The 19,183-nt window shown below is 68.3% G+C and carries 19 protein-coding genes; 17 read left to right on the top strand and 2 right to left on the bottom strand.

Annotated features, from left to right (window positions below; all coding sequences use genetic code 11):
* Positions 1-95 precede the first annotated feature (95 nt).
* Both ACM6LU_RS03305 and ACM6LU_RS03300 read left to right on the top strand, forming a co-directional pair.
* Positions 96-1,616 carry a M1 family metallopeptidase gene (locus tag ACM6LU_RS03305; RefSeq protein ID WP_414936058.1) on the top strand — a complete coding sequence of 507 codons (1,521 nt, stop codon included), beginning with the start codon at positions 96-98 and terminating at the stop codon, positions 1,614-1,616.
* A gap of 22 nt (positions 1,617-1,638) precedes the next feature.
* On the top strand, positions 1,639-2,082 hold the full coding sequence (locus ACM6LU_RS03300) for a DUF3592 domain-containing protein (RefSeq protein WP_414936057.1): 444 nt from the start codon (positions 1,639-1,641) through the stop codon (positions 2,080-2,082).
* A gap of 179 nt (positions 2,083-2,261) precedes the next feature.
* Here the strand turns inward: ACM6LU_RS03300 and ACM6LU_RS03295 are convergent, their stop codons facing one another.
* A complete protein-coding gene (locus tag ACM6LU_RS03295; protein ID WP_414936056.1) occupies positions 2,262-3,092 on the bottom strand; it encodes an inositol monophosphatase family protein in 831 nt (276 codons plus the stop codon).
* A gap of 111 nt (positions 3,093-3,203) precedes the next feature.
* On the opposite strand from ACM6LU_RS03295, the gene ACM6LU_RS03290 reads away from it, so the two are divergent.
* Positions 3,204-4,322 carry a glycosyltransferase family 4 protein gene (locus tag ACM6LU_RS03290; RefSeq protein ID WP_414936055.1) on the top strand — a complete coding sequence of 373 codons (1,119 nt, stop codon included), beginning with the start codon at positions 3,204-3,206 and terminating at the stop codon, positions 4,320-4,322.
* Between the two features lie 198 nt (positions 4,323-4,520).
* Entirely contained in the window at positions 4,521-5,231 is a 711-nt protein-coding gene (locus ACM6LU_RS03285; RefSeq protein WP_414936054.1) for an AfsR/SARP family transcriptional regulator, read from the top strand.
* Here ACM6LU_RS03285 and ACM6LU_RS03280 read toward each other — a convergent pair.
* Positions 5,224-5,610, bottom strand: a complete 387-nt coding sequence (locus tag ACM6LU_RS03280) for a hypothetical protein (RefSeq protein WP_414936053.1) — start codon at positions 5,608-5,610, stop codon at positions 5,224-5,226. The genes ACM6LU_RS03285 and ACM6LU_RS03280 overlap by 8 nt on opposite strands.
* A gap of 178 nt (positions 5,611-5,788) precedes the next feature.
* Between ACM6LU_RS03280 and ACM6LU_RS03275 the strand changes: the two genes are divergently transcribed.
* The 13 genes from ACM6LU_RS03275 (at position 5,789) to nuoK (ending at position 19,143) form a co-directional block, all read left to right on the top strand.
* Positions 5,789-6,541 (top strand): demethylmenaquinone methyltransferase, encoded by a 753-nt coding sequence (locus tag ACM6LU_RS03275; RefSeq protein WP_414936052.1) that lies wholly within the window; start codon positions 5,789-5,791, stop codon positions 6,539-6,541.
* Positions 6,542-6,543: 2 nt separating this feature from the next.
* Positions 6,544-7,830, top strand: a complete 1,287-nt coding sequence (locus tag ACM6LU_RS03270; RefSeq protein WP_414936050.1) for a geranylgeranyl reductase family protein — start codon at positions 6,544-6,546, stop codon at positions 7,828-7,830.
* A 538-nt stretch (positions 7,831-8,368) separates the two neighbouring features.
* On the top strand, positions 8,369-8,776 hold the full coding sequence (locus tag ACM6LU_RS03265) for an NADH-quinone oxidoreductase subunit A (RefSeq protein WP_414937072.1): 408 nt from the start codon (positions 8,369-8,371) through the stop codon (positions 8,774-8,776).
* A 6-nt stretch (positions 8,777-8,782) separates the two neighbouring features.
* Complete coding sequence (locus tag ACM6LU_RS03260) at positions 8,783-9,331, top strand: NuoB/complex I 20 kDa subunit family protein (RefSeq protein WP_005151847.1); 549 nt, start codon at positions 8,783-8,785, stop codon at positions 9,329-9,331.
* Positions 9,332-9,336: 5 nt separating this feature from the next.
* Entirely contained in the window at positions 9,337-10,098 is a 762-nt protein-coding gene (locus ACM6LU_RS03255; RefSeq protein ID WP_414936049.1) for an NADH-quinone oxidoreductase subunit C, read from the top strand.
* Entirely contained in the window at positions 10,095-11,516 is a 1,422-nt protein-coding gene (locus tag ACM6LU_RS03250; RefSeq protein WP_414936048.1) for an NADH-quinone oxidoreductase subunit D, read from the top strand. The genes ACM6LU_RS03255 and ACM6LU_RS03250 overlap by 4 nt, the downstream gene beginning before the upstream one ends.
* Complete coding sequence (gene nuoE, locus ACM6LU_RS03245; protein WP_414936046.1) at positions 11,513-12,385, top strand: NADH-quinone oxidoreductase subunit NuoE; 873 nt, start codon at positions 11,513-11,515, stop codon at positions 12,383-12,385. Before ACM6LU_RS03250 ends, nuoE begins: the two co-directional genes overlap by 4 nt.
* A complete protein-coding gene (nuoF, locus tag ACM6LU_RS03240) occupies positions 12,382-13,665 on the top strand; it encodes an NADH-quinone oxidoreductase subunit NuoF (RefSeq protein ID WP_414936045.1) in 1,284 nt (427 codons plus the stop codon). Before nuoE ends, nuoF begins: the two co-directional genes overlap by 4 nt.
* Positions 13,662-16,142, top strand: coding sequence for an NADH-quinone oxidoreductase subunit G (locus tag ACM6LU_RS03235; RefSeq protein ID WP_414936044.1), 2,481 nt, complete (start codon positions 13,662-13,664; stop codon positions 16,140-16,142). The genes nuoF and ACM6LU_RS03235 overlap by 4 nt, the downstream gene beginning before the upstream one ends.
* Positions 16,139-17,476: an NADH-quinone oxidoreductase subunit NuoH gene (gene nuoH / locus ACM6LU_RS03230; protein WP_414936043.1), complete on the top strand. Its 1,338-nt coding sequence runs from the start codon at positions 16,139-16,141 to the stop codon at positions 17,474-17,476. The genes ACM6LU_RS03235 and nuoH overlap by 4 nt, the downstream gene beginning before the upstream one ends.
* A complete protein-coding gene (gene nuoI, locus ACM6LU_RS03225; RefSeq protein WP_414936042.1) occupies positions 17,463-18,002 on the top strand; it encodes an NADH-quinone oxidoreductase subunit NuoI in 540 nt (179 codons plus the stop codon). The genes nuoH and nuoI overlap by 14 nt, the downstream gene beginning before the upstream one ends.
* Positions 17,999-18,847: an NADH-quinone oxidoreductase subunit J gene (locus tag ACM6LU_RS03220; protein ID WP_414936041.1), complete on the top strand. Its 849-nt coding sequence runs from the start codon at positions 17,999-18,001 to the stop codon at positions 18,845-18,847. The genes nuoI and ACM6LU_RS03220 overlap by 4 nt, the downstream gene beginning before the upstream one ends.
* The gene (nuoK, locus tag ACM6LU_RS03215) at positions 18,844-19,143 is read left to right on the top strand and encodes an NADH-quinone oxidoreductase subunit NuoK (RefSeq protein ID WP_061980060.1); all 300 of its coding nucleotides are present in this window, start codon (positions 18,844-18,846) and stop codon (positions 19,141-19,143) included. The genes ACM6LU_RS03220 and nuoK overlap by 4 nt, the downstream gene beginning before the upstream one ends.
* Positions 19,144-19,183 lie beyond the last annotated feature (40 nt).

The raw sequence follows: 19,183 nt of genomic DNA, 5'->3' as shown, positions 1-19,183 counted from the left end.
GGTCCAGAGGGTAGGAACCCCTCCTTCGGACGTGTCTCCGCGGTGATCATCTGGCTACGTTCGAGCGCGCTGACAAATCCTGGGAGGGATTCGCAATGCGCTTGAAGACTCGCGCCGGCTTCGCCGGATTGACCGCGGGCGTCGTCTCGGTGCTGCTCGTGGGCTCCGCGGCCGCCGCACCCGCGCCTGGCTCGATCGGCGTCGGCGACCCGTACTACCCGCACGCCGGGAACGGCGGCTACGACGTCGGGCACTACGACCTCCGGCTGACCTACCAGCCGTCCACCGATCTGCTGTCCGGTGCCACGACGATCCTGCTCACCGCGACGCAGGATTTGTCGAGGTTCAACCTCGACTTCGGCCTCAAGGTGTCGAGCGTCCGGGTCGACAACCGGCCCGCGCGGTTCGCGACGTCGACCGACGGCACCGGTGAGCTGACCGTCACGCCGTCAACACCGCTGAAGAAGGGCAAGACGGCGACCGTCGTCGTGGCCTACGCGGACACGCCGTCGAAGGTGAAGATCGACGGCTTCACCGCCTGGAAGAAGACCCCGGACGGTGCGCTGGCCGTCGACGAGCCGCAGAGCGCGGCCTGGTGGTTCCCGTCCAACGACCACCCGACCGACCTGGCCACCTACGACGTCTCGGTGGAGGTCCCGAACGACGTCGCGGCGCTGTCCAACGGCTCGCTCGTGCGCAAGACCGTGCAGCGCCCTGGCTGGACGCGCTGGAACTGGCGCAGCACCAAACCGCAGGCGACGTATCTCACGTCGCTGGAGGTCGGCAAGTTCGAGGTGAACGAGCAGACCACGCCGGACGGCAAGCCGTTCATCACCGCCTATGGCGCCGACCTCGGCGAATCGCTCGGCGCGGCCAAGGCCAGCATCGAGCGGACGCCGGAGATCACCGAGTTGCTCGCCTCGAAGTTCGGCCCGTACCCGTTCGAGGCGCAGGGCGGTGTCGTCACCACCGGCATCACTTTCGCGCTGGAGAACCAGACGCGGCCGGTGTACGGCGCGCGGGCCTTCCGGTCCGGCTCCAACACCTCGATCGTCGCGCACGAGCAGGCGCACCAATGGTTCGGCGACAGCGTCACGCTCGGCAAGTGGAGTGACATCTGGCTGAACGAAGGCTTCGCCTCCTACGGCGAGTTCCTGTGGTCGGAGGAGACCGGCGAGGGCACGGCCGACGAACTCGCGCAGTACATCTACGACTCGGTGCCAGCCGAGGACCCGTTCTGGCAGGTCCTGCCCGCCGACCCGGGCGTGGACAACCAGTTCCACGGGGCCGTCTACGACCGCGGAGCGCTCGCGGTGCACGCGTTGCGCAAGGCTGTGGGCGACGACACGTTCTTCCGGATCCTGCAGACCTGGCAGCAGGTGAAGAAGAGCAAGTCGGCGGTGATCGGAGAGTTCATCGCGCTCGCGGAGAAGATCTCGGGCAAGCCGCTGTACGACCTGTTCCAGACCTGGCTGTACACCAAGGGCAAGCCCGCCGTGAGTCCTAACGGGACCGCGGCTTCCGCGCTGCGGGCCGTTTCCGCCCCGGTGGCGCCGAAGTCCTATCCGCAGATCAAGGCGACGCACGAATTCCTCGCCGAGCGACATGCCCACTGACGGGTAGCGCTACGCTCGCGGCGTGACGGCCAAAGCGGAGCGAGTGAGGCGCATCGGGTGGGTTGCCGCCCTTCTTGTCGCCTCACTCGTCACCGTGCTCTGCGTCTCGCTGCTGTTCGCCGCGTTCCGCAACGACGGCGCGATCGAAGCCGAACTCGGCCAGGCGACCGCGCAGGTCGAGTCGGTGACGTTCGACCGCACGATCATCAACTACGCCACTCCCGACGGCATCGTGCACAGCCCCGCCAACGGCGTCCTCTACCCGGCCGGACTGGCCGCCGGGCAGCTGGTGAACATCGAGTACGACGTCGGCGACCCCGAACTCGCGCGGGTGGCGGGCCGCTCGGCGGCGAACACGCTGCTGCCGCTGGGCAGCATGATCTTCTTCACCTGGCTGGTCGCCGGTCCGCTGCTGTGGTGGATCCGGCGGCTGAACGCCCGTTCGCGCGCCGAGTCCGCCGCCTGATCACGCGAGTTCGCCTTCCAATCACGCATGTTGTCCACCTGATCACGTGTGTTCGCCGCCTGATCACGCGAGTCGTCCGATGAGACATGCGGGCCCGCTGTGCGGAACCGGCGAACTTGCGTGATCGGCCGGACGACACGCGTGATTGAACGGATAACTCGCGTGATTGGAAGGCGAACTCAGCCGACCGACTCCTGCCACCAGCCCAGGACCTCGTCGGCCACTCCCGGCGCCGCCACCAGAAGCGCGTCGACCGGCAGGGCCGAGTCTTCCCCGTGCCGGTCCAGCACCACGGCCCCCGCCTCGATGGCCAGTGCGACCGAGCCGGCGACGTCCCATTCGCGGTAGCTGTGCAGTACCGCCGCGGCCGCGTGCCCCAGCGCGACCTGCGCGATGGCCAGCGCGGCCGAACCCAGCACCCGGACGCCGGCGTGCGCGGCGGCGGCCCGTTCGATGAACTGGCCCATCCCCGGCCAGACACCCTTGCGCGTGAGTTCCGTGCAGACGATCGCCCCGGCGGTCACGCAGCGGTCGGTCAGCCTGATCGGCTTGCCGTTCGCCCTGGCGCCGCGGCCGCGCGCGGCGGCGTAGATCTGGGCGCGATACGGGTCCGCGACCACCCCGACCACCGGCCCGGAAGCGTCGATCAGGGCGAGGCTGTACGCGCACCAGGGGACGCCGGCGACGTAGTTCGCGGTGCCGTCCACCGGGTCGACCACCCAGCGGTAGTCGGCGACGTCGGCACCGTGGTCGGCGCCGAACTCACCGCCGACGACGGGGATGCCGGGGAACTCCGCGGTCAGCACGCGGCGGGTGTGGCGTTCGAGGATCCGGTCCGTGTCGGTGACCCAGTCGAAGGGCGAGTCGTGCAGATCCGGCTGGGCGCCCCGGCCCGCGGTCGCGGTGATCACGTCGGTCGCGTCGTTGGCCAGCCGCCCGGCCACTTCGAGGGCCCTCGACAGCAACCCGGGCTCGACGGGTTGCGGCGGCCTTGACGACAGGAGGGTCATGCCTGCCTAGTGTGGCCGAAACTGGTTTCCGGAACACGACCTTGAGATGACATGTCGTCTGTTCCGTTTTTGTTGGCGTGGGTGTCACAACCGGATGCGAAGGTGAGCATCGTGCGAGTCGCGATAGTCACCGAAAGTTTTCTGCCACAGGTGAACGGCGTGACCAACTCCGTGCTCCGCGTCGTGGAACACCTCCGCGACCGCGCGCACGACGTGCTGATCATCGCCCCGGGCCCGGGTCCCACGGAGTACCTCGGCGCCCCGGTCGTGCGCATTCCCGCCCTCGACTTCCCCGGGGTGAACTCCCTCCCGATCGGCGTGCCGACCAGGACGGTGCTCACCGCGCTGGCCGATTTCGGGCCGGACGTGGTGCATCTGGCGTCGCCGTTCGTGGTCGGTGCCCGCGGTCTCGCCGCGGCCAGACGGCTGCGGGTGCCGTGCATCGCGGTGTACCAGACCGACATCGCCGGTTTCGCCGCCGCGTACGGCTTCGGCCTCGCGGCCCGCGCGGCCTGGCGCTGGGTGCGGCGGCTGCACTCGCGGGCCGACCGCACGCTCGCGCCGTCGTCGGATTCGGTGGAGCAGCTGAAACTGCACGGGATCCCGCGGGTGCACCGCTGGGCGCGTGGCGTCGACATCGAGCGGTTCTCGCCGGTCCACGCCGATCCCGCGTTGCGTGCCGAGCTGGCGCCGAACGGTGAGCTACTGGTCGGCTTCGTCGGCAGGCTCGCGCCCGAAAAGGAGGTCGAGCGGCTGACCGCGCTCGCCGGGGTGGACGGAATACGCGTGGTCGTCGTCGGCGACGGGCCGGAACTGCCGATGCTGCGCGAGCGGATCCCGGGGGCCGCGTTCCTGGGCGCCCTGTACGGCGAAGAGCTTTCCGCCGCATACGCGAGCCTCGACGTCTTCGTCCACACAGGACCGCACGAGACGTTCTGCCAGGCCATTCAGGAGGCGATGGCGTCCGGGCTGCCGGTACTCGCGCCGAACGCGGGCGGGCCGAAGGACCTGGTCCTGCCCGGCCGCACCGGCTACCTGCTGCCCGCGGACCGGGCCGGGTTCGCGACGGCACTGGTGGACAGGGTGAACGACCTGCGTGACGACGCGCTGCGCGCCAGGCTGGGGGATAAGGCGCGCAAGGTGGTGCTGGGCCGGACCTGGCCCGCCGTCTGCCGGGAACTGGTCGGCCACTACGAGGCCGTCCAGGGCAAAGTCGCCCGCGCGGCCTGAACCGATCGTCCACTCTGGACGGTCGCCGCCGGTCCGGCGAGTGCTCTCCGCACTCAAGTGATCACTTTGTATCCATTTTGTACACCCGGCATTCATCGTCCCCTCAGCCATCGAGCGAGAGGACGGCACGTGAGGTTCGAAGTACTGGGGACGTTCTGCATCTCTTCCAGTTCACGGTCGGTCCCGCTGCGCGGACGGATGAGAAGAACACTGCTCGGAGTGCTCTTGGTCCGGGCGAACAGCTTCGTGCCGGTGGACGTGCTCACCGAAGCCCTGTGGGAGAGCCGCTGGGAGCCGCGGGCGGTGCCGAAACTGCACTGGCACGTCCACAAGCTGCGGCAGGCCCTGCCCGAGGGCGAGCGGCTCGAGTTCGACAACGGCGGCTACCGGCTGCAGGTCCACCCCGGCGAACTCGACGTCGAGACCTTCGAGACGCTGGGCGGCCAGGCCCTGAAGTCGTCGAATCCCGCGCAGCGCGCGTCGCTGATCCGGCAGGCACTCGGCCATTGGCAGGGCGCGCCGTACGAAGGCCTGGACGTCCCGCTGCTCTCCGACGAGAGCATGCGGCTCGTCGAGCACCGGCTGGTCCTGCTCGAAGCGCTGTACCAGGCGGAACTGGCCCTCGGGCAGCACGCGAGCGCGGCCGTGGAACTCGCGGACCTGGTGCGGCGGCACCCGCTGCGGCAGCGCGCCCAATACCTTCTGATGGACGCTCTCTGGCGGGCCGGGCGCACGTCCGACGCGTTGGCGGCCTACCGGCGCGCTCGCCGGGTGTCGATCGGTCAGCTCGGCCTCGAACCGGGGCCGGAACTGCGGTTCCTGGAGCGGCGGATCCTCGCGGGTGAAGCGGCGGGAGCCGGTGTGTCACCGGCCCCCGCGCTATTCGACCAGGTCATATACGTCAGATGACGCGGAGGTAGAGGTAGACCGTCGACCCCTTGTGGGACTTGTCGAAGTTCTTCTTGGTGCCTTCACCGCCCGCGCGGACGGTACCGAAGCTGGCGTTGTCGTAGCCCCAGGAGCCGTAGACCTCGGCGGCCTTGCCATCGGCGTCCGTGTCCTTGACCCAGCCCTGGACGCGGATCCTGCCTGCCCCGCAGGTGATGGTCCAGCCGGCCGCGCCGCCGCCGACGGACGGTGCCTTCGTGTCTCCACAGGTTCCCTGGATGACCACGACGCCATCGGTGGAGGCGGGAGCAGCAATCGACGGGGCGGCGCTCATCAGCGCGCCGCCGATGACGGCGCCGGTCAGCGCGGCCGCGGTGGCCGTCTTCTTCACGAAGCTCATCTCGTTGCCTTTCTCAACCGGCGGGCTGTTTCCCGCCGCTGAAAACAAGGTTGCCCCCCTTGGCTTTGCCGTTACTTTGCTTTCCGTTTGCCTTGGTCGAATGGTCTCCACGACTTCGTGCGGGCGCGGAGTGGGTTCACCACAGGACACCCTGACCCCGAGGTCTAGATTCAGAGCCATGTCCCGAGCGAGTCTTGACAAGGATCCGCACGAAGTCGCCGCCATGTTCGACGACGTCGCGGACGGCTACGACCGCGCGAATTCGTTCATGACCTTCGGCTTCGACCGCCGCTGGCGCACCACCACCGCACGGGTGCTGGACGCCGTGCGCGGCGAGAAGGTGCTGGACCTCGCGGCGGGCACCGGCGTGTCCACCGTCGAGTACGCGCGCAACGGGGCCTGGTGCCTGGCCGCGGACTTCTCGGTCGGCATGCTCAAGGCGGGTAAGCACCGCGGCGTCCCGATGGTCGCCGCCGACGCGTTGAGGCTGCCGTTCGCGGACGACAGCTTCGACGCGGTGACCATCTCGCTCGCGCTGCGGAACTTCGTCGACACCAAAGCCGCGCTCACCGAGATCGCGCGCGTGGTCAAACCGGGCGGCCGTCTCGTGATCTGCGAGGTGTCGACGCCCACACTGCCACCGATCCGGTTCCTGCACCGGAAGTTCATCGCGAAGCTGCTCACCTGGATCGGCAGCCGGACCTCGTCGAACCCCGAGGCCTATTCCTACCTGGCCGAATCCATGCTGGCGTGGCCAGACCAGCGGACGCTGGGCGAGATCATCGCGAGCGCCGGCTGGACCGAGGTGGAGTGGCTGAACCTCACGTTCGGCGTCGTCGCCATCCACCGCGCGAAGAAGCCATCGGTAACTCCGTCTTCCTCCCCGCCGCCACCCTCACCGGACGGGCTTCGCCCGGCTGTAGATTCGTAGGCATGACCCGTCGCAACGCAGACCACGACGCCGAAGTCATCGTCGTTGGTGCCGGACCGGCCGGCTCCACCGCCGCCACGTACCTCGCCCGCGCGGGCGTCGACGTGCTGCTGCTGGAGAAGACCGAGTTCCCGCGCGAGAAGGTGTGCGGCGACGGCTTGACCCCGCGTGGCGTCAAGCAGCTCATCGACCTCGGCATCGACACCAGCGAGGACGCGGGCTGGGTGCACAGCCGTGGCCTGCGGATCCTCACCGGCGAGCTGACGCTCGAACTCGACTGGCCGGATCTGACCAGCTACCCGCCGTACGGCGTTTCGCGTACTCGTCAGGACTTCGACGACCTGCTCGCGAAGACCGCGGTCAAGGCGGGCGCGCGGCTCTACGAGCGCACGACCGTCATCGGCGCGATCACCAGCCCGGCCGGTCGCGTGATCGGCGTCGAGGCGAAGGTCGGCCCGGAGAAGACACCGGTGAGTTACCGCGCTCCGCTGGTCCTGGCCTGCGACGGCGTTTCCGCGCGGCTCGCGCTGAGTGTCGGCATCCAGAAGAACGAAAAGCGCCCGATGGGCGTCGCCGTCCGGCAGTACTACAAGAGCCCGCGCCACGACGACCCGTTCATCGAGGGCCACCTGGAGCTGTGGGACCGCTCGGACCCGCGTGACCCGAAGCTGCTGCCCGGCTACGGCTGGGCGTTCCCGCTCGGCGACGGCACGGTGAACGTCGGCCTCGGCATGCTGTCGACGTCGGCCGCGTTCCGCGGCACCGACTACCGCGCGCTGCTGCGCCAGTGGCTCGACGGGACGCCCGAAGAATGGGGCTATCGCGAGGAGAACGCCATCGGCAAGATCGGCGGCGCCGGTCTCCCGATGGGCTTCAACCGCACACCGCACTACCGCGACGGGCTGCTGCTGCTCGGGGACGCGGGCGGCATGGTCAGCCCGTTCAACGGTGAGGGCATCTCGGCCGCGATGGAGTCCGCGCAGCTGGCGTCGGAGTTCGTCGTACAGGCCTTGGCGCGGCGCGAAGGACCGTCGCGCGAGCGGGCGCTGGAGGGTTATCCGCGCGCGGTCGGTGAGCTGATGGGCGGCTACTACCGGCTCGGCAACGTGTTCGCGAAGCTGATCGGGAAGCCGAAGATCATGCACGCCGCGACGAAGTACGGACTGCGGATCAACTCGATCCTTCCGCTGGTCTACAAGGGACTTTCGGGCTGCTACGACGCCAAGGGCGGGGACGGCGTGGATCGCCTGATCGCCGCGCTGGCCCGGGCGACGCCTACTCCACGCTGACACGCTCGTGAGTCCGTGAAGGCCTCCTTAAGGGACCCAGAGTCCCTCAAGGAGGCCTTCACGGACTCGCCGTTCAGGCCGCGCCGCACGCGGCCGGTCTTACGTCCCACCTGCGCCGCTCCACACGTCTGGACCAATCGCCGGTACTCCGGGCAGTGGTATCGGTCACAGGACAGAACCGGTCAATACCCGCATCGGAGTCGATCTTGGGAGCGACGTCGCAGGTCATCGGTATCGCACGCCGGAAGTAACCGTGCCGGCCGGGTGGTCAGGTTAGGGCAGCCTTAAAGCACGGGGGCTAGGGACAAGAATGTGAGTCACGTCCTACACTCCCCCCATGCTTTGTGAATCGCTTCACATCCTCGACGAGAGGCTTGTGAACTATTTCACAAGCAAGGAGGCCGTCATGCACGGCCCGTAAGGGTTGCCTAACCCTCGGCGGTGTGACCCAGGTGACTTAGGGTGCCGATCGAGGGAAGCGGTGAACCCCGACTCGAAAACCGCAGCGGCGCGGAAAGGATGGCGAAAACCCGTGCTGATGTTGCCCGTGCTGACCCAGGCGAGCACCCCTTCGGTGCCCAACCTGAACATGTACCTCCCCCTGGTCCTCCTGTTCGTCCTTGCTCTCGGCTTCGCGGTGCTCTCGGTGCTGCTCGGCCCGCTGGTCGGCCCGAGCCGTCCCAACAGGGCGAAGACCGCGGCCTACGAATGCGGTATCGAACCGTCGCCGCAGCCGGTCGTCGGCGGCGGCCGGATGCCGGTCGCGTACTACATCACCGCGATGCTGTTCATCCTGTTCGACATCGAGATGGTCTTCCTCTACCCGTTCGCGGTCTCCGCGGACGCGCTGGGCATGTTCGGCCTGGTGGAGATCGTGCTGTTCATCGCGACGGTCGGTTTCGCGTACGCCTACGTGTGGCGTCGCGGCGGCCTGGATTGGAACTAGAGAAGCATGGGCCTCGAAGAAAAACTCCCCAACGGCATCCTTCTCGCGAGTCTTGAAGGCCTGGTCAACTGGGCGCGCAAGAACTCGATGTGGCCTGCCACCTTCGGTCTCGCCTGCTGCGCGATCGAGATGATGACCGTCGGCGGTTCCCGGTACGACATCGCCCGCTTCGGCATGGAGCGCTTCAGCGCGACACCGCGCCAGGCGGATCTGATGATCGTCGCCGGCCGCGTCACGCAGAAGATGGCGCCGGTGCTCCGCCAGATCTACGACCAGATGGCCGAGCCCAAGTGGGTACTGGCGATGGGCGTCTGCGCCTCGTCCGGCGGGATGTTCAACAACTACGCCGTGGTGCAGGGCGTCGACCACATCGTCCCGGTCGACATGTACCTCCCCGGCTGCCCGCCGCGCCCCGAGATGCTGCTCGACGCGATCCTGAAACTGCACGCCAAGATCCAGGACGAGCCGATCAACGCCCGCCGCGCCGCGATCCGCGCCGCCAGTGGTGAGCGCACCGAGCTGATCGCCTCCTCGATCAAGTACGCGAAGAAGTGAGCGACGTGCCCGACGAAAACGCAGAAACGCCGGAGATCGGCGGCGAGCAGTCCAGCGCCGACCGGCCCGAAGGCGGCCTCGAGCCGCAGGGTGTCCGTCCGGCCGAACCGGTCGTCACCGGTAGAGAGCGCCAGGGCATGTTCGGCGTGCGCGGCACCGGTGACACCTCCGGCTACGGCGGCGTCCGTCTCCCCGCGTACAACCCGCCGCCGGCGGAGCGCCCGTACGGCGGGTGGTTCGACGAGTTCGCCGACGAGTTCTACGCGGCTTTGGCGGACAACAAGGTTCCGGCCGGCGCGGTCCTGCAGACCACGGTCGACCGTGGCGAGATCACCTTCTACGTCGCCCGCGAGCACCTCGTCGAGATCGCGCGGACCCTGCGCGACGACACCGGTCTCCGGTTCGAACTGCTCAGCTCGGTGTCCGGTGTCGACTACGGCGTCGACGTCCCGCAGCGGCTGCACTCGGTGTACCACTTCACGTCGATGACGTACCGGCGCCGCATCCGGCTGGAAGTCACCCTCGACATCGAAGACCCGCACGTCCCGTCGTTGGTCGGGCTCTACCCGACCGCCGACTGGCAGGAGCGGGAGACCTGGGACATGTTCGGCATCGTCTACGACGGTCACCCGGCGCTGACCCGCATCCTCATGCCGGACGACTGGGACGGCCACCCCCAGCGCAAGGACTACCCGCTCGGCGGGATCCCGGTCGAATACAAGGGCGCGGAAATCCCGCCGCCGGACCAGCGGAGGTCGTACTCGTGAGCACCGAAAACCTCTCCGACGTCACGACGGGCACGGCCACGGGACCTCAGGGCGCGGACAGCACCGACGACGTCGACTACGCCGACTCCCGGGACAGCGCCGACAGCACCGAAGTCCCCGAAGCCGATTCCCGGGACACCACCGAAGGCCGCGTCTACAGCGTTTCCGGTGGTGACTGGGAAGACGTCATCGAGGATTCCCGCCACGACGAGCGCATGGTCATCAACATGGGCCCGCAGCACCCGTCGACGCACGGCGTACTCCGGCTCGTGCTGGAGATGGAGGGCGAGACCGTCACCCAGCTCCGCTCGGTCATCGGGTACCTGCACACCGGGATCGAGAAGAACTGCGAGTACCGCACGTGGACCCAGGGCGTCACCTTCGTGACGCGCATGGACTACCTCGCGCCGCTCTCCACCGAACTCGCGTACTGCCTCGGGGTCGAGAAGCTGCTCGGCATCCAGGCCCCGCGCCGCGCCGAACTGCTGCGCGTGATGCTGCTGGAGATCAACCGCATCGGCTCGCACCTGGTCTACATCGCCACCGGCGGGATGGAACTGGGCGCCACCACGGCGATGACGCTCGGCTTCCGTGAGCGTGAAGAGGTCCTGCACCTGCTGGAGCACCTCACCGGTCTCCGGATGAACCACGCGTTCATCCGCCCCGGCGGCCTCGCGCAGGACATGCCCGCCGACTACCAAGAGGTGGTCAGCGCGTTCGTCAAGACGATGGACGAGCGGCTTCCCTTGTACGACAAGCTCTTCACCGGTCAGCCGATCTGGCGTAACCGGCTCAAGGGCGTCGGCTACCTGCCGGTGGACGCCTGCCTCGCGCTCGGTGTCACCGGCCCGGTGCTGCGCAGCGCCGGTCTCCCGTGGGACCTGCGCAAGACCGAGCCGTACTCCCGCTACGACGAGTTCGAGTTCGACATCCCGACCTCGACCGACGCGGACTGCTGGGCGCGGTACCTGATCCGCGTCGAGGAGATGCACCAGAGCCTGCGGATCATCAAACAGTGCCTGAAGAAGCTCGAGCCGGGCCCGGTCATGGTCGAGGACAAGAAGGTCGCCTGGCCCGCGCAGCTCTCACTCGGCAGCGACGGCATGGGCAACTCGCTCGAGCACGTCCGCAAGATCATGGGCCAGTCGATGGAATCGCTGATCCACCACTTCAAGCTGGTCACCGAGGGCTTCAAGGTCCCGGCGGGCCAGTCGTACACGACGGTCGAGTCGCCGCGTGGCGAACTCGGTGTGCACCTCGTGTCCGACGGCGGCACCAGGCCGCTGCGGGTACACGTGCGCGAACCGAGTTTCGTGAACCTGCAGTCGATGCCCGCGATGGCCGAAGGCGGCCTGGTGGCGGACGTCATCGCCGCCATCGCCTCGATCGACCCCGTCATGGGGGGAGTGGACCGTTGAGCACCCAGCCCGGAACGACACCGACACCCGAGCCCGGCACCGATTTCGCCGAGCAGACCCACGTCGCCGCCGGCGGTGACGTCGACGTGATCGCGATCGCGCCGGATCCCGCCGAGGCGGAAGGGTTCCTGGAGAACGCGAAGCTCGAAGACATCTTCGATGCCGACACCTACGCCAGGGCGCAGAACCTGATCTCGCGCTACCCGCAGTCGCGGTCGGCACTGCTGCCGCTGCTGCACCTGGTGCAGTCGGTGCAGGGATACGTGAGCCAGGAAGGCATCGCCTTCTGCGCCGCGCAGCTGGACCTGTCCGACGCCGAGGTCAGCGCGGTCGCGACGTTCTACACCATGTACAAGCGCCGCCCCTGCGGCGAGCACCTGGTGAGCGTCTGCACGAACACGCTGTGCGCGGCCATGGGCGGCGACGCGATCTACAAGAAGCTCCAGACGCACCTCGGTTCCGAGGAGAAGCCGCTGGGGCACAACGAGACCGCGGGTACGCCGAACGAGCAGGGCTCGATCACCCTCGAGCACGCCGAATGCCTCGCGGCCTGTGACCTCGCCCCGGTCATCCAGGTCAACTACGAGTACTTCGACAACCAGACCGAGGACAAGGCCGTCGCGCTGGTCGACGCGTTGCAGGCGGGCAAGAAGCCCGCCCCGACGCGCGGCGCGCCGTTGACCAGCTTCAAGGGCGCCGAACTGCAGCTCGCCGGGTTCTTCCCGGAGGACGCGCAGCAGTACCGCACGGACGTCGACGGTCCTTCGCAGGCCGTCGAAACCCTGCGGGGCGCGCAGGTCGCGCAGGACCGCGGCTGGACGGCACCGGCCATGAAGGACGTTCCCTTGCCGGAGGTGCAGAAGAAATGACCGCCGATCCCATCACCCCGGTCCTCACGAAGCGCTGGCTTTCGCCCAACTCCTGGACGATCCAGTCCTACGAAGCCCTCGAGGGCTACACCGCGATCCGCAAGGCCCTCAAGGGCACTCCCGAGCAGATCGTCCAGCTGGTCAAGGACTCCGGCCTTCGCGGCCGTGGCGGCGCGGGCTTCCCGGCCGGCATCAAGTGGTCCTTCATGCCGCCGAACGAGGACAAGCCGCACTACCTCGTCATCAACGCCGACGAGGGCGAACCGGGGACCTGCAAGGACATCCCGCTGATGATGGCGGACCCGCACTCGCTCATCGAGGGCTGCATCATCGCCTCGTACGCGATGCGTTCGCACCACTGCTTCATCTACGTCCGCGGCGAGGCGCTGCACTGCATCCGCCGTCTCAACGCGGCCGTGCGAGAGGCGTACGAAGCGGGCTACCTCGGCCCGAACATCCTCGACTCCGGATTCGGCCTCGACATCACCGTGCACGCGGGCGCCGGGGCGTACATCTGCGGCGAGGAGACGGCGCTGCTGGACTCGCTGGAAGGCCGTCGCGGCCAGCCGCGGCTCAAGCCGCCGTTCCCGGCCGCCGCGGGCCTCTACGCCGCGCCGACCACGGTGAACAACGTCGAGACCATCGCCAGCGCGCCGTACATCATCAACGGCGGGTCCGACTGGTTCCGCCAGATGGGCCGCGAGAAGTCGCCCGGCCCGAAGATCTACTCGATCTCCGGCCACGTCGAGAGGCCCGGCCAGTACGAATGCCCGCTCGGCACCACGCTGCGCGAACTGCTCGACATGGCGGGCGGCATGAAGGACGGCGTCCCGCTGAAGTTCTGGACGCCGGGTGGTTCGTCCACGCCGATGTTCACCAAGGAACACCTCGATGTTCCGCTGGACTTCGAGGGCGCGGCGGAAGCCGGGTCGATGCTGGGCACGACGGCCGTGCAGGTCTTCAACGAAACCGTTTCCGTGCCGTGGGCCGTGATGAAGTGGACGCAGTTCTACGAGCACGAGTCCTGCGGCAAGTGCACGCCGTGCCGTGAAGGCACGTACTGGCTGGCGCAGATCCTGGAGCGCATGGTCGAGGGCAAGGGCACCGAAGAGGACATCGACACCCTCCTCGACGTCTGCGACAACATCCTCGGCCGCTCGTTCTGCGCCCTCGGTGACGGCGCGGTCTCGCCGATCCAGAGCGGGATCAAGTACTTCCGCGAGGAATTCCTCGCGTTGTGTCAGGTAAACAAGCGCGAACTGGTGGGGGCGCAGGCATGACGATCGCACCCGACAAGCCCGGAACATCCACTGAGGACACTCCGGTCCCCGAGGGCCACGTCAAGCTGGTCATCGACGGTGAAGAGGTCATCGCGCCCAAGGGCGAGCTGCTGATCCGCACCGCCGAGCGGCTCGGCACGGTCATCCCGCGCTTCTGCGACCACCCGTTGCTCGACCCGGCGGGCGCCTGCCGCCAGTGCCTGGTCGAGGTCGAAATGGGCGGCCGCCCGATGCCGAAGCCGCAGGCCTCGTGCACCATGACCGTCGCCGACGGTATGGTCGTGAAGACCCAGCTGACCTCGGCCGTCGCGGACAAGGCCCAGCAGGGTGTGATGGAGCTGCTGCTCATCAACCACCCGCTGGACTGCCCGATCTGCGACAAGGGCGGCGAATGCCCGCTGCAGAACCAGGCGCTGGAGCACGGCCGTACGGAATCCCGGTTCGTCGACGTGAAGCGGACGTTCCCGAAGCCGCTGCCGATCTCCTCGCAGGTGCTGCTGGACCGGGAGCGCTGCGTGCTCTGCCAGCGCTGCACCCGGTTCTCCCGCGAGATCGCCGGTGACCCGTTCATCGAGCTGCTCGAACGCGGCGTCCACCAGCAGATCGGCACGGCTGAGACCGCCGACGTGCTGGACCTGGCTTCCCGGACCACGTCCGGCCAGCCGTTCCAGTCGTACTTCTCCGGCAACGTCATCCAGATCTGCCCGGTCGGCGCGCTGACGTCGGCCGCGTACCGGTTCCGCTCGCGGCCGTTCGACCTGGTGTCCGCGCCGAGCGTGTGCGAGCACTGCTCGTCCGGCTGCGCCGAGCGGACCGACTTCCGCCGCGGCAAGGTCATGCGGAAGCTCGCGGGCGACGACCCCGAAGTCAACGAAGAGTGGCTCTGCGACAAGGGCCGGTTCGCCTTCCGCTACGCCAACGCCGACGACCGCATCCGCCGTCCGCTGGTCCGCAACGCCGCTGGCGTGCTGGAGGAGGCTTCCTGGACCGACGCGCTGCGTGCGGCCGCGGCCGGACTGGCCGAGGCACGTGACGGCAGGGGCGCCGCGGTGCTGACCGGCGGCCGCCTGACCGTCGAGGACGCCTACGCGTACTCGAAGTTCGCGCGGATCGCCCTGGGCACCAACGACATCGACTTCCGCGCCCGCCCGCATTCGGCCGAGGAACTGGGCTTCCTCGCGTCGCACGTGGTCGGGACGACGCCGGAAAGCGGTGTCACGTTCGGCGAGATCGAGCGGGCACGCACGGTGCTGTGCGTGGCGTTCGAGCCGGAGGACGAGGCGCCGATCGTGTTCCTGCGGCTGCGTAAGGCGGCCCGCAAGAACCGCACCCGCGTCGTCCACTTGGGACAATGGACCACCTCCTCGGTGCGCAAGACCTTCGGTGAGCTGCTGGCCTGCGCGCCGGGCAGCGAGGCCGCCGCGATCGACGGCATCGCGCAGCACGCGCAGGACGTCGACGCGGCACTGACCGCCGAGGGGTCGGTGATCCTCGTCGGCGAGCGTGCCGCCGAGGTCCCCGGTCTCTTCTCGGCCCTGCACCGCCTGGTGGAGCGCACCGGCGCCCGGCTCGCGTGGATCCCGCGTCGCGCGGGTGAACGCGGTGCCCTGGCGGCGGGCGCGGCGCCGACACTGCTGCCGGGTGGCCGCTCGGTCACCGACGCCTCGGCTCGCGCCGAGGTCGAAAAGGCCTGGGGCGTCACGCTTCCCGCTACCGAAGGGCGCGACACCACCGAGATCCTCAATGCGGTTACCGGGAACGACCTCGACGGCCTGCTCGTCGGCGGCGTCGACCCGGACGACCTGCCGGACCCGGATCTCGCCCGCCGCGCGCTCGGGAACGCGAAGTTCGTGGTGAGCCTGGAACTGCGTCGCAGCGCGGTCACCGAGCACGCGAACGTCGTCCTCCCGATCGCCCCGGCGGTCGAGAAGGCGGGCAGCTACCTGAACTGTGAAGGCCGTCGCCGCGAGTTCGCCGTCACCCTCGAAGGCACCGGCGCCCTGCCGGACTGCCGGGTGCTCGACACCCTCGCCGTCGAGATGGACGCGGACATCTTCACCCAGACTCCGGCCGCCGCCGCCGCCGATCTGGCCAAGCTGCCTGCTAGGAACGGCTCTTTCCTTGCAGAATTTGCCAGTAACGGACCGTTCATTGCACGCGCCGAGCCCAAGGACGGCCAGGCCCTCCTCGCCACCTGGCGTCAGCTGATCGACAACGGATCGCTGCAGGACGATGAGCCACACCTCAAGGGCACCCAGCGCGAGGTCGTCGCCAAGCTTTCGGCGAAGACCGCCGAAGGCCTGGGCGGCACCGTAAAGGTCTCCACCGAACGCGGTTCCATCACGTTGCCGATCGAGGTCGCCGACCTGCCGGACGGCGTCGTGTGGCTTCCGGGCAACTCCGACGGCTCGGCCGTCCGCGCCGCGCTCGCGGCCGGACACGGCTCCGCCGTCAACCTCACCGGAGGTGAGAAGTGACTCCGTTGCTCAGCCAGATACCGGACGCCACCGAGCGGGCGGCGCTGCTGGCGGACGACCCGTTGTGGCTGATCCTGATCAAGACGGTCGTCATCCTGCTGATCGGCCCGATCCTGACGATCTTCCTGATCGTCTGGGAGCGCAAGGCCGTCGGCCGGATGCAGAACCGCCCCGGCCCCAACCGGGTCGGGCCCGGCGGCTACCTGCAGTCCCTGGCGGACGCGATCAAGCTGCCGTTCAAGGAACAGATCATCCCGGACACCGCCGACCGCAAGGTGTACTTCCTCGCGCCGGTGATCTCCGCGGTGCCGGCGCTGATCGCGCTGGCGGCGATCCCGTTCGGCCCGGTGGTCTCGATCTTCGGTGAGCGGACCGTGCTCCAGCTGGTCGACCTGCCGGTCGGCGTGCTGGTGATCCTGGCCTGCTCCTCGATCGGCGTGTACGGCCTCGTGCTGGCCGGTTGGTCTTCCGGATCCCCGTATCCGCTGCTCGGCGGGCTCCGCTCGGCAGCGCAGGTGATCTCCTACGAGATCGCGATGGGTCTGTCCATTGTGGGCGTCATCCTCTACGCGGGTTCGATGTCGACCTCGCAGATCGTCGAGTCGCAGCAGACCGGCTGGTACTTCTACCTGCTCCTGCCGAGTTTCGTGATCTACCTGATCTCCATGGTCGGTGAGACCAACCGCGCCCCGTTCGACCTCCCCGAGGCCGAATCCGAGCTGGTCGGCGGTTTCCACACCGAGTACAGCTCGATGAAGTTCGCGATGTTCTTCCTCGCCGAGTACGTCAACATGGTGATCGTTTCGGCGTTCGCGACCACGTTGTTCCTCGGTGGCTGGAAGTTCCCGTTCGTCGGCGCCGAGCACGCGCTCAACCAGGGCTGGCTCCCGCTGCTCTGGTTCACCGCGAAGCTGTTCATGCTGCTGTTCGGCTTCATCTGGCTGCGCGGCACGCTGCCGCGGCTGCGGTACGACCAGTTCATGCGGCTGGGCTGGAAGGTCCTGGTGCCGGTCAACCTGGTCTGGATCGTGGTGATCGTCTCGGTCCGCGCGGTCAAGAACTCGGGCGGGCTCTCCACCCCGCAGATCCTCATCGGCGGCGGCGCGCTCATTCTCGTCGTCGTCATCCTGAGCCTGCTGCTGCCGGACAAGAAGGTCCCGGACGACGACTACGTCCCGTTGACCGGTGGCGGGTTCCCGGTGCCGCCGCTCGACCTGCAGGTTCCGGATCAGACCCCGCGTCAGAAGGCCCTCGCGAAGGCCGAAGCCCGGGCGGCCAAGCGCAAGCCCGCGGCGGTTTCCAGTGGAAGGGAGGCCGGCGATGGGGATGTTTGATCCCATCAAGGGTTTCGGTGTCACCTTCGGGATGATGTTCAAGAAGGTCGCCACCGAGGAGTACCCGGAGGCCGGCGCCCCCGCCGCCCCGCGTTATCACGGCAGGCACCAGCTGAACCGGCATCCGGACGGGCTGGAGAAATGCGTCGGCTGCGAGCTGTGCGCGTGGGCCTGCCCGGCGGACGCGATCTTCGTCGAAGGCGGCGACAACACCGAGGAGGCACGCTTCTCACCCGGTGAGCGATACGGCGCCGACTACCAGATCAACTACCTGCGCTGCATCGGCTGCGGGTTGTGCGTCGAGGCCTGCCCGACCCGGTCACTGACGATGATCAACTTCTACGAGCTGGCCGACGACGACCGGCAGCGGTTGATCTACACCAAGGAAGACCTCCTCGCGCCGCTGCTGCCCGGGATGGAGCAGCCGCCGCATCCGATGCGGCTCGGTGAGAACGAGCAGGACTACTACGTCAACGGCCCCGAACTCGCACGGCAGCCGGCTGAGCCGAAGGAGCCGGTCAAGTGATCACGGCTTTCCTCGCGCAGACCGACGTCTCGGCCGGGATCACCACCGGCGAGACCATCGCCTTCTGGGTGCTCGGCCCGCTCGCGCTGCTCGGCGGGCTCGGCATGATCTTCTCCCGTAACGCCGTGCACTCGGCGCTATGGCTGGTCCTCGCGATGCTGTGCCTCGGCGCGCTGTACATGATCCAGCAGGCGCCGTTCCTCGGCTTCACGCAGATCATCGTCTACACCGGCGCGATCATGATGCTGTTCCTGTTCGTGCTGATGATGGTCGGCCGCGAGAGTTCCGACTCGGTCGTCGAAGTCCTTCGCGGGCAACGGGTCATGGCGACCCTGCTCGGCATCGGCGTCGGCGGGCTGCTCGCGGCGGGTCTCGCCCGCTCGCTGGCCAACGTCACCCCGGCGCTGCCGCTCGACCCGGCGAGCCTGGACGGCGGCGGCCCCGGCGGCCTGGGACGGCTCATCTTCACCAAGTACTTGTTCCCGTTCGAGCTCACCTCGGCGCTGCTGATCACCGCCGCGCTCGGCGCGATGGTGCTCGCCTTCACCGACCGGCACGCCAAGGGCGGCAAGAAGTCGCAGAAGGAACTCGTCGTCGACCGGTTCACCGGCAAGCACGACCGGCCTTCGCCGCTGCCCGGCCCGGGTGTCTTCGCGACCGCCAACTCGATCGCCACCCCGGCACTGCTGCCGGACGGTTCGATCGCGCCGGAGTCGCTTTCGGACATCATCGAGTCGACCTCGGCCTCGCGGCTGGAAGACGAGCGCAAGCAGGTCACCGGCTCGACCGACGACGCTGTAGGCCCGCACGCTCTCGTGGGCAAGCCTGAAGGGGAGAAGGAATGACCCCGACGTACTACCTGCTCCTGTCCGCGCTGCTGTTCACCATCGGCGCGGTCGGGGTGCTGGTGCGCCGCAACGCGATCGTCGTGTTCATGTGCATCGAGCTGATGCTGAACGCGGCGAACCTGTCCCTGGTCACGTTCGCCCGGATCAACGGGTCGCTCGACGGTCAGGTGATGGCGTTCTTCGTGATGGTCGTGGCCGCCGCGGAGGTCGTGGTGGGGCTGGCGATCATCATGGCGATCTTCCGCACCCGGCGCTCGGCCTCGGTCGACGACACCAACCTGCTGAAGTACTGAGGGTGCCGCCTCATCCCCACCACCCACCCTTGACGGACGC

The sequence above is a fragment of the Amycolatopsis sp. cmx-11-51 genome, assembly GCF_047608665.1.
Lineage (GTDB): Bacteria > Actinomycetota > Actinomycetes > Mycobacteriales > Pseudonocardiaceae > Amycolatopsis.
This window is presented reverse-complemented; position numbering and strand designations above follow the sequence as displayed.